Below are 10,778 nucleotides of genomic sequence, written 5' to 3' on the forward strand. Positions count from 1 at the left end.
ATCCTGCCGTCCGTAAGCAATGCCGTAACACGATGGAGGACCTTATTATTGCCGCCGGGGAACTGGGATCTATCGGCGTCATCATAGTTCCGGCATTCAACAGCCAGGTTCCCGTTATGCCCCATAATCAGGAGACACGCGATTTTCTCTGTGAGCAGTTCGAAGAAATGGGTACCTTTGCACAGCAACAGGGAACCACCGTCATCTTGGAACCGCTCAATCGCAGAGAGGCCTTTTACCTGCGCCAGGTAGGCGATGCTGCATCCATTTGCCGCGATATCAATAACCCGGGTGTGAAATGCATGGGCGATTTCTGGCATATGACCTGGGAGGAGAACTCCGATATGGGAGCGTTTATCTCAGCTGGCGAACATCTGCAGCATGTGCATGTTGCCAGCCGCAAACGCCGCAGCATGCCCGGAGAAGATGGAGAAGCTGATAACTATGTTAACGGTTTTAAAGGGCTGAAAATGATCGGATACGACAAATATGTCAGTTTCGAGTGTGGTTGCCAGGGAGACCGTAAAGTGGTAGTACCCGCGGCTCTTGAGTTACTTCGTAAACAATGGGAAGAGGCCTGAGGCCGCTTCACTGTTTCCGGTTTGATGAAAAATGAGTGAAAGAAATCGGATTTTTCACTCATTTTTTATCACTGGATAAATGAGTTATAGTAACCATTTCAGTCAAGCTTGGCTTCAGTTTATCTGTTTAAAGCAAAAGTAAAACAAGCTTGTAACATTTTGTATCAATAATTACGGCATGGACAGATTACTGAAACTTCTTACCTCCTATAAGGCAACCATTACCCTGTTGTTTGTTTATGCTATTGGTTTGGCAACAGCTACGATTTTGGAAAAACAGATGGGTACCGAGGCAGCCAAAATGCTTATATACTACTCACCACTGTTTATCTTACTGCAGTTCCTGTTGGTGCTTAACTTCATCCTTATTCTTATTCGTCAAAATTTCATCAAAAGGAAAAGATGGGCAATGGTTGTGGTTCATTTAGCTCTTGTAGTCATCCTTGCGGGCGCATTAGTTACTTTCCTGTTCGGGAAAGAGGGGCAGATACATATCCGTGAGGGTGAAAAGGCAGACACAATGATGATGCATACATCAAATGGAATTAAGACCGAGAGGATGCCTTTTGTGCTGGAACTTGCCGAATTCAGGATTATCCGTTATCCAGGATCTGAAAGCCCATCATCTTACGAGAGCGATCTGCTGATACATATCAATGGTGAAGTGAGGGAGGTGAAACTGTTTATGAACAACGTGCTTGATTTAGAAGGATATCGATTTTTCCAAGCTTCTTACGATCACGATGAGAAAGGTACTATCCTTTCGGTCAACAGTGATGTGGCTGGACGAACTATCACCTATACAGGTTACCTCATTCTTGTGTTTGGCTTCATCCTTATGTTCATTCTTCCCGGTTCTCATTTCAGAAAACTTGCAAGACAGCTTAAGGAGACAAGGGAGAGTGCAAGGAAAACCGTGATGACGCTCACTATGGTACTGATTACCATGGTAAGCCAGGGACAGGAGCTGCCAGGTAGCCATATGATTGAAGAGATACAGCAAAATACCATACCGCAGGAACATGCGGCAAGGTTTGGTGCATTGCCGGTACAGTTTCACGGGCGCGTGATGCCTATGAACACTTTTTCATCAGAGATATTACGAAAAATATATAAGAAACCGGTATATGGCAATCTCAACTCCGACCAGTTCCTTCTGAGCCTGATTGCACAGCCGCAGATGTGGATGCAGGTACCAGTTATCTCCATGGCAAACGAACAGATCAGTGACCGGTATAACCTGCCGGTAGAACATGTTGCTTACTATCATTTTTTTGATCATAGGGGAGACTATCGGCTATTGCCTCAACTGCAGGAGATATATCATAAACCGGCAGGTGAACGGAGTACTTTCGATAAAGACCTGTTAAAGCTTGATGAAAGGGTAAACATTTTATATCAGTTGTTTAACGGTGCTATGCCGGGCATCTTTCCCAATCCTCACGGCTCTTCTCACACATGGTATGCTCCGGGCGGCAATCTATCTGTTTTCAACGAAAAAGACTCACTTTTTATAACAAACACATTCGCATGGTACCTCTCGGAAGTTACACTCTCGCTCAGTAGCGGTGATTGGAGCAAACCCGGCAGGGTGCTCGATTTGATTGAAGAGTATCAACGGAAGAACGACAAAGCCTCGCTTATCAACCCTAAAAAACTTGAGGCCGAAATCCGTTATAACCATCTGAATATTTTTAATCACTGCAAAGAAGGTTATTTTCTCTTTGGCGGAATTCTTCTGATGCTTGCATTTATGCTAATGCTGAACGAACGAAAGTGGATTCGTTATGCCTCAGCACTGTTTATAGGAGGGACACTGCTGGTGTTTCTTATACATATTTATGGTATGGGAATGCGGTGGTATATCTCCGGTTATGCTCCCTGGAGCAATTCTTACGAGACAATGGTTTATGTAGCTTGGGCAACGGTACTGGCGGGACTTATCTTTGGCCGGAAGAGCACCATCACGCTTGCCCTGGCAACCCTTTTCGGTGGTATCATCCTTTTTGTTTCAGGCCTCAACTGGATGGATCCGCAAATAGACACACTGGTACCGGTACTGAAATCGCCATGGCTGATGTTTCACGTGGCGGTGATTGTGGGGGCCTACGGATTTTTTGGTATCAGCTTTTTGCTTGGTATCACCAACCTATTAATAATGACTTTCACTAAGAAGAGTATGCTTCTATCATACCGTATCAGAGAACTGACAATTATCAATAACCTGTCACTTCTGGCGGGGCTTGCTCTGATGGCGACCGGTACTTTTCTGGGTGCTGTATGGGCAAACGAATCGTGGGGCAGGTACTGGGGCTGGGACCCCAAGGAGACATGGGCACTTATAACAATTGTAGTATATTCAATAGTTACACATATACATCTAATTAAAAAGTGGGATAACGAATGGATCTTTAACTTGCTGTCGGTATTTGCATTTTCTTCAGTACTTATGACTTTCCTCGGGGTAAACTATTTCCTGAGCGGTATGCACTCTTATGGGCAAACAGAAAGTACAACGTCTGTTTTTTTGTACATTGCCATCGCATTTCTTATGATTGGCATTCTGGGCATAATCTCTTACAGAAAGAGAACAATTTTTAAGCAAGATCTGCTTGAAAAAGTCTCAAAATAGAATATTTGACATTATAATCACTGAGTCTCCTCCGATAAGTCTTTTTTCTTGAAAATTTCACAAGATGAACATTGATTTTCAATAAGTTGCAAGCCAATAAAATTGAGTTTTGAGGTTTTCGGAGAGGACTCATCACTTGAAAATCAAATATTATATTTTTACAAAACGACTTATTAAAGTGGACTCAAACAACAATTAAAATAGGACTCATAAATGATTTTACTGATGGTTGATATTTCAAAGATAAAATTTATTAATTGTTAATATGGTACATTGGGGTTTCATCGGCTGTGGATCCGTAACTGAAAAAAAAAGCGGCCCGGCCTTCGGAAAAGTAGAGGAATCGGATGTGGTAGCAGTGATGCGCCGTAATGCGGAAAAAGCGCAAGATTATGCCCGGCGGCACGGAATCGGCAAATGGTATGACGATGCATATGATCTGATCAACGATCCCGGGGTTAATGCGGTGTATGTAGCAACACCTCCTGCATCGCATGAGGAGTACGCCATTGCGGCAATGAGGGCCGGAAAACCGGTATATGTAGAAAAGCCAATGGCTGCCTCGCACGAATCAGCACTTAGGATATGTCGTGTGTCAGAAGAGACCGGAGTCCCCTGTTTCGTTGCCTATTACCGTCGCACCCTCCCTTATTTTCTCAGGGTGAAACAGTTGATCGATGATGGATTGCTTGGAGATATATCTAACGTGCAAATCCGATTTGCCATTCCACCTTACGCAGATGATTATAATCGGGATAGTCTGCCCTGGAGAGTGAAGAAAGAGATCGCCGGCGCCGGATATTTTTACGATCTTGCTTCACATCAGTTCGATCTGCTTGATTATTTGTTTGGTGAGATCACCGATGCACACGGCTTCAGTACTAATGTGAAAAATCTGTATGAGGTTGAAGATACCGTCACAGCAGCCTTCCGGTTTAAATCCGGTATATTGGGCAGCGGCAGCTGGAGCTTTGTTGCACCGGGAAACACCCGCACCGATAAGATCGATATTACTGGAACTAAAGGCAAGGGCTCATTCTCAACCTTTATGTTTACCCCAATACTTTTGGAAACTGACAAAGGGAAGAAGGAATATCACGAAGAGAATCCTGAGAATATTCAGTATTACCTCATTAAAAGTATCGTTGACTATCTAAACGGAGACGGGCTTATGCCTGTTAGTACAGGTGTATCTGCTGCCCGTACCAATTGGGTGATGGATGCCATCCTGCAGCGGAATTGTACCTTTGGCAAATTCGTCGAGCCTTAAAAGCACATTTTTTTCCCGATTGTCTCTTACTGAATATCTGCCATAAGTTTACCAGACTATGCCACAGACGCATGTCCAAGTTCCCAGTGTTGCAATCGGGTTCAGGTAGCTATGCATGAACCATATGGTGAGTACTGTGATTTTCTATCCTGGCAACGCAAGCATTTCAGTCGTAATAGCTGTCCGGAGTTGTAGAAGTGTCCGATTTTCGCAGAATATCTTTATAGTTTATATCTATCATCTGTTGTCTGCGGTCGAACACCATATCATTTATAAACTGTTCTATCTCGGGCAGAAACTCTTCCATGGGATAACCCGACACCTCATGTCCAATATTTTCCATGCTGTAGAAAATATATGGATAATGTTCCTCACGGAATCTCTTCGCCAGCGATTTAGATCCGAACATGCCAATATTGAATAATCGAATGTTGTCGTATGGTACAAGCTTATCGGCACTGCCGTGGAAGAAAAGAGTGGGAGCAGGCTTTTTTGCGTACGACGGTACACCTTCAGTACTAAAGATTCCGCCTGCAAAGGCAATCACACCTGCATATCTGAAATTGTCAGGCAGCACACTGGCTGAGGGATGGTTGTCGCGTTCACGGTAATCTGCTTGTAAAACAGTGATGGCACCTGCACTTGATCCGCTGATTATTATGAGCGAAGGGTCTATATAAAGCTCTTCGGCATTTTCCAGCAGATAACTTGTCGCAGAATATAGATCGGCTACAGCCAGTGAAATGGAATTTTGAATTGGTTTGTAATTAAATAAACCCGGGGCCTTTTGCCCCTTCATCCCCAGGCGGTAATCAATAGAGGCTACTGTAAATCCCTTGCTGGCGAAATAGTTGAAGAAAGAAGAATATATTTTTGCATCTCTTTCCCCTTCTTTAAACCCGCCTCCAAAAACAAAAAGGAGGCATGGCTGTGGCAATAAGGCGGCAGAATCTGATCTGTACAGATCCAGTTTAAGCTCCCGTCCATCCTTCACCGCATATGTGCGGGTCTCCTTTTCCAGTGAATGCGGGAAGAGAGAGAAAGAGAGAAAACAGGCCGCGAAAATTATGGATAACCTTCTGATCATAATGCGTATGCTTTTTTAATATGATTCAGTTAAATATTAAATGAATTGATCGGGAACAGGGCCAGAAAAATCACTCTTCAATAAAGTCGGTGACCAGTTTCAGAATCTCAGCCCTTGCCTTGTCGTAATCGTCATTGCTCACTATTACATCGAATTGCGGAGCAAAACTCATTTCATATTCAGCTTTTGCCAACCGGTTCTCAATGACTTCCGGTTCGTCGGTACCTCGTTTTTCAAGCCTTTCGCGTAGTACCTCTACCGACGGAGGCATAATAAAAACACTCAATGCCTGGTTATTGTATATATTTTTAATGTTGAGCCCACCTACACAGTCAACATCGAAAACCACATTCTTGCCTTCTTCTAGAATGCGGTCCACCTCGCTTTTCAGAGTACCATAGAATTTATTGTCATAAACCTCCTCATATTCTAGGAACTCGTTGTTGTTTATGCGCCTGCGGAACTCGTCGGGTGACAGGAAATAATATTCTACACCATCTTTCTCATCCCCGCGTGGTTCGCGGCTGGTAGCCGAGATGGAAAACTGAATGTTCAGTCCCTGTGACAAAAGAAAACGCACAAGTGTCGATTTACCTGAGCCTGAAGGTGCTGAAAAAATGATTAGTTTGGCCATTTTATTACTTTTTCCGGTAGAGCCACAACTATTATTAATTGTGTCATAAATAGCTTCTGCTTCTCTGCTTCTCTGCTTCTCTACCTTTCTTTACAATACATTTAAAACCTGTTCCTTAATCTGCTCCAGCTCATCCTTCATCTGCACAACAATACATTGCATATCCGATTGATTTGATTTGGAACCCAGGGTGTTTATCTCGCGCCCTATCTCCTGGGCAATGAACCCAAGCTTTTTACCCTGGGAACGTGAGCCGTTTAGCGTTTCTGTGAAATATTTAAGATGATGGGCAAGGCGGTTTTTTTCCTCGCTCACATCCAGCTTCTCAATGTAGTAGATCATCTCCTGTTCAAAACGGTTCTTGTCGAATTCAATCCCTTCAAGGTTGTTAAGTTCGTCATAGATTCTACTTTTTATCTTATCAACGCGTTCTGTTTCAAAAGGTTCTACTGCAATAAGCAGGGCGCTAATCCGTTCAATTTTTTCAGTCAGTACCTTCGCCAGCATCTCCCCTTCCTGTTTGCGAAAGGCAATGACATCATCTACTGCACGTTCAATTGCTTTCCCTATAGATTCCCATTCCACATTGTCGGGCTCTTCCGTATCCTGTTTCATTACATCAGGAAGGCGTAATAGTATTGAGAACCAGTCCTGGGGAGGAGAAACGCTCATTTCGAGGGCATGGTCCCTTATTTCTCTGTGATACTGGCTCAGTGTATTGAAATCTATCTTTGAGGATACATCCCTGGAGATAACATCCACATTTATATTAAGATCGATCTTACCTCGTTCCAGGCTATGTGAAAGGTTATTACGCAGTGTGATCTCTTTTTCCCGGTAAACTGCCGGCATACGTATAGATAGATCAAACTGCTTGCTGTTCAAGGACTTAATCTCGACAGTTACTTTTTTGTTAGGGAGTTCGACAACTGCTTTGCCGTATCCTGTCATTGAATGTGTCATTTCGATACTTTTCTATTAATTCAAAATATTTGGTTTGCTTTTGTATTTTCATGCAAAACAAATATTGCCATCGCTAAACCGTTATTTTTGTTTAACTGAATAGTTTCACAAAGGTAGGGATTTTTGGTTGATATTTTTGTGTTTGCAGCCGAAAGTTGACTTGCATGCACAGGCATATGCCAGGGTTGTGGATTTCCTCGAAACCACTTCCCCAGAGTAATACTCTTTGGGAGGATAATCAGATTACTGAAAGGTTTTGTAATTATCTTCCTACTGAATAAAACGCGTCAGTTTATGCATTTTCAATTCTTCTTGCTTTGCGCTCCTCTTCTTTTCTCCGGCGATCTGCAATATCCTGTTTGTCGGCCAGTATAAGCAGTTTACGTGTCTCAACCAGATTCGAAACAAGTAGAAAAACACAGGCAGCGGTTGCAAGGTACTGAATGGAACCGGGTATAAATACCTCTAACGTGATAATGGTTCCCAGCAATAATCTCACCTCGGTAGGGCCAAAGATACCGGAGTCTATAGAATACTGGCCGCCTATCTTATAACGCAACTGGGCGGTAATCATTTCCCATCCGTAGAACACAACGAAGAAAAATCCTGCATATTTCCATATCCCGGGGGCATAGATGGTATAACCTAATCCAATCAGGAAGGTACCTACCCAGTCCACTGACACATCAAGAGAAAAACCGTACCATTTGCGTGGTTTGTTCCGGTAGTATGCAAGCCGCCCGTCGAGCGAATCGCCTACCCAGTTTATAACAAAACCTAACAATGACATAAGCAGCCAGTAACGATTCAGATAAGCTCCCAATACAAAGCTTGAAGCAACCAGAAGGTTTCCGAAGAAGCCGATGGCAGTAAGACCGTCGGAAGTGATCCGGGAAGGCACCTTTTGCACAAGGTATGCAATAGTCTTTTGTTCCCATTCACGCAGAATATTAGTTCTGTTACGATCTGTGGCGATAACCTTAAGCGTTTTCGCCATTTTTCTTTTGTTACTCTTCATATCTGACTCTATTTTTCAAATTACTCTTCTTTTCTCAATATTTTCACGCCTGCCAATAGATATTTCAAAATCATAAATATTTCAAATCATATTATTGACTGTAAATGGGCCTCTTTTTTTGCAAATGTAAACAATATATTTCTGTTACTCTTCTGTTAGGGTAAAAAATTATTAATATAAAGAGGCCATTCCATTCAGAACGGCCTCTTATAGAGAGTGAAAATTGCACTCTTGTTATTCTACGTTATCACCTTCTTCAGTAGGAACAATAAGCTTGTACCCTTTTCCGTGAATGTTGATGATTTCGATGTTGGGTTCTGGCTTTAGCAGTTTGCGCAGTTTAGTGATATATACGTCCATACTGCGTGCGTTGAAATATGTATCCTCTTCCCAAATCTGTTTCAGTGCATGGTTGCGTTCTAAAATATCGTTAGCGTGAGCACATAGGAGCGACAACAACTCCGATTCTTTGGTTGTCAGTTTTGTCTGGATGTCGCCGATATTAAGAATTTGCTTTTGAGTGTCGAAGGTCATCGTACCAAAGTTGTATACTTGCTGCTCCTTGCTTTTTTTGCCTTTCACACGGCGAATGATAGCTTCAATACGAAGAACCAGCTCTTCCATACTGAACGGCTTGGTAATGTAGTCATCGGCTCCGGCTTTGAAGCCTTCAAGTACATCCTCTTTCATATTTTTGGCCGTTAAAAAGATCACAGGTATTTCAGTGTTGATAGTCCTTATCTCTCTAACAAGCGTTACGCCGTCTTTCTTAGGCATCATTACGTCAACGATGCACAAATCGTATTTTGTTTTCACGAATCCTTTGAAACCGGCCTCCCCATCGGGAAACAGATCGGTATCAAACCCTTTTGCCTGGAGATATTCTCTGAGCAACATGCCAAGATTCTCATCATCTTCGCATAAAAAAATTTTTAACTTCTCTTCCATATCATTTTTGTGTTATTACGGGTAAACTAATTATAAATTTGGTGCCTTTACCTAATTCACTTTCGGCACGTATTGTGCCATTCATGTCTATTACGATCTTTTTCACGTATGCCAGCCCCAGTCCGAATCCTTTTGTATCGTGCCTGTTGCCGGTAGGAACGCGATAAAACCGTTCAAATACCTTTTTCGAATCTTCCTTCCTCATCCCGATTCCATTATCCTCAATGGTAATAATGATTTTGTTCCCTTCGTTGCGTGTACGGATCATCAATTCAGGCGGAACATCTTTTTTTCTGTATTTCAACGCGTTGTCCAGGATGTTGAAAAGCACATTGGTAAAGTGCATCTCATCCACGCGTATTGTGGACTTTTCAGCCTGAAGATCAATGTCCAGAATGCCTTCCAACTTCTCCACTTTCAGCACATGAGTATTGGCAACACTCACCACCAGGTCGTTTGCATCTATCTCTTTCATCTTCAGAGTTGTCTTCTGCTTGTCGAAAAGCGACATCTGCAACACCTTTTCTACTTGGAAGCTGAGCCTTTTGGTCTCATCATGTATCACTCCCGTGACATGCTTGAACACTTCGGGCGACTTAAGGATAGACTCATCCTTAAGCATCTGCGTGGCAAGCGAGATGGTGGAGACTGGCGTCTTCAGCTCATGCGTCATATTGTTAATAAAATCGTTCTTCATCTCAGACAAACGCTTTTGCCTGAACAGTGATACTATCGTAAATATAAACGTTATCAGTAGTATAAACGTGAATATTAGCGATGGTATAAAAAAGGAAAGTTCACTATACACATAATTCCTTTTAGTTGGAAAATAAACCCTCAACTGGTTTAATTTTGCCGGTGGATCGTTAGGAAACAGAATTTGAGTGTAAATCGCATCTTTGTATTTTGTCGAAAAGCCGGGAGAAGAAAAAACCACCTTATTGTTGTAATTCACTACCTGAAAACTGAATGGTTCGTTCAATCCATTGTATGACAGCTCGTAACGAATATATTGTTCAACCTTGTTGAAATCGATTCTTTTTTCAATAGGCTCATTACTGGCACGATTCATTATTTTAAAAATAACCTCATCAAGTAATGAGCGCTCGTGAAGATATCGCTTCGACAACGACTGTTGCATATCATACTGGGTTTTTGAGATTGTGCTTAAGCCCTGGCTGGGTGATAAAAACACCCTCTCCCTTTGCTGATCCGGCCGCATCGACTGCTGTGGTGCGTTCAGCCTTATTCTTGTATCACTTCCTCCGGGTTGTGTTATTGCTGCACCTGTTTTCTGCTCTGAAATATTTGGGGACATCTGCGGGGCGGAATACTGTGAATATCTGTTTTCCGATTCAATCATATCCTGCTCCAGGTAATCGCGTGTCTGATCCTGCTCAAGATCCCTCATCACGTTGTACAAGCTTCTGTTTACCTGCTCATCGAACTGTTTGGTGCGGATATCCATGCTTGTCCTCATGTATCTTACCTGCAGAAACAGTAAAGCTAAAAAAGTGGTGAACATAACAACGGCAACCAACCATATAGTCGATTTTTTCATACTGTACTTTCTTTACTAACCTCTTTTTATAAGTGACTATTTTATTTCAAAGATCGTCTTTGTTCATTTTAATTTAACAAATAA

The 10,778-nt window shown here is 42.5% G+C and carries 9 protein-coding genes; 3 read left to right on the forward strand and 6 right to left on the reverse strand.

Annotated elements, in window-relative coordinates; translation table 11 throughout:
- The 3 genes from B3Z75_RS10790 to B3Z75_RS10800 form a co-directional block, all read left to right on the forward strand.
- Nucleotides 1-581, forward strand: a 581-nt coding sequence (locus B3Z75_RS10790; protein WP_286847314.1) for a sugar phosphate isomerase/epimerase family protein, incomplete at its 5' end; no start/stop codon positions are given.
- Between the two features lie 178 nt (nt 582-759).
- Nucleotides 760-3,213, forward strand: a complete 2,454-nt coding sequence (gene ccsA / locus B3Z75_RS10795; protein ID WP_294071466.1) for a cytochrome c biogenesis protein CcsA — start codon at nt 760-762, stop codon at nt 3,211-3,213.
- A gap of 265 nt (nt 3,214-3,478) precedes the next feature.
- Nucleotides 3,479-4,483, forward strand: a complete 1,005-nt coding sequence (locus B3Z75_RS10800; RefSeq protein ID WP_286861481.1) for a Gfo/Idh/MocA family protein — start codon at nt 3,479-3,481, stop codon at nt 4,481-4,483.
- A 166-nt stretch (nt 4,484-4,649) separates the two neighbouring features.
- Here the strand turns inward: B3Z75_RS10800 and B3Z75_RS10805 are convergent, their stop codons facing one another.
- The 6 genes from B3Z75_RS10805 to B3Z75_RS10830 form a co-directional block, all read right to left on the reverse strand.
- On the reverse strand, nt 4,650-5,570 hold the full coding sequence (locus B3Z75_RS10805; RefSeq protein WP_238865708.1) for an alpha/beta hydrolase: 921 nt from the start codon (nt 5,568-5,570) through the stop codon (nt 4,650-4,652).
- Nucleotides 5,571-5,640: 70 nt separating this feature from the next.
- Complete coding sequence (gene gmk / locus B3Z75_RS10810) at nt 5,641-6,204, reverse strand: guanylate kinase (protein ID WP_238865710.1); 564 nt, start codon at nt 6,202-6,204, stop codon at nt 5,641-5,643.
- Nucleotides 6,205-6,294: 90 nt separating this feature from the next.
- Entirely contained in the window at nt 6,295-7,167 is an 873-nt protein-coding gene (locus B3Z75_RS10815; RefSeq protein WP_286832284.1) for a YicC/YloC family endoribonuclease, read from the reverse strand.
- Between the two features lie 292 nt (nt 7,168-7,459).
- A complete protein-coding gene (locus B3Z75_RS10820) occupies nt 7,460-8,185 on the reverse strand; it encodes a CDP-alcohol phosphatidyltransferase family protein (RefSeq protein WP_238865714.1) in 726 nt (241 codons plus the stop codon).
- A 234-nt stretch (nt 8,186-8,419) separates the two neighbouring features.
- On the reverse strand, nt 8,420-9,133 hold the full coding sequence (locus B3Z75_RS10825; protein ID WP_238865716.1) for a response regulator transcription factor: 714 nt from the start codon (nt 9,131-9,133) through the stop codon (nt 8,420-8,422).
- A 1-nt stretch (nt 9,134) separates the two neighbouring features.
- A complete protein-coding gene (locus B3Z75_RS10830; protein ID WP_238865718.1) occupies nt 9,135-10,694 on the reverse strand; it encodes a sensor histidine kinase in 1,560 nt (519 codons plus the stop codon).
- Nucleotides 10,695-10,778 lie beyond the last annotated feature (84 nt).

Source organism: Proteiniphilum sp. UBA1028, assembly GCF_002316955.1.
Lineage (GTDB): Bacteria > Bacteroidota > Bacteroidia > Bacteroidales > Dysgonomonadaceae > Proteiniphilum.

What these genes read in the sequence shown, in the direction of transcription:
- ccsA (WP_294071466.1), top strand. Translation starts at nt 760, where the DNA reads ATGGACAGATTACTGAAACTTCTTACCTCCTATAAGGCAACCATTACC.
- B3Z75_RS10800 (WP_286861481.1), top strand. Translation starts at nt 3,479, where the DNA reads ATGGTACATTGGGGTTTCATCGGCTGTGGATCCGTAACTGAAAAAAAA.
- B3Z75_RS10805 (WP_238865708.1), bottom strand. Translation starts at nt 5,570, where the DNA reads ATGATCAGAAGGTTATCCATAATTTTCGCGGCCTGTTTTCTCTCTTTC.
- gmk (WP_238865710.1), bottom strand. Translation starts at nt 6,204, where the DNA reads ATGGCCAAACTAATCATTTTTTCAGCACCTTCAGGCTCAGGTAAATCG.
- B3Z75_RS10815 (WP_286832284.1), bottom strand. Translation starts at nt 7,167, where the DNA reads ATGACACATTCAATGACAGGATACGGCAAAGCAGTTGTCGAACTCCCT.
- B3Z75_RS10820 (WP_238865714.1), bottom strand. Translation starts at nt 8,185, where the DNA reads ATGAAGAGTAACAAAAGAAAAATGGCGAAAACGCTTAAGGTTATCGCC.
- B3Z75_RS10825 (WP_238865716.1), bottom strand. Translation starts at nt 9,133, where the DNA reads ATGGAAGAGAAGTTAAAAATTTTTTTATGCGAAGATGATGAGAATCTT.
- B3Z75_RS10830 (WP_238865718.1), bottom strand. Translation starts at nt 10,694, where the DNA reads ATGAAAAAATCGACTATATGGTTGGTTGCCGTTGTTATGTTCACCACT.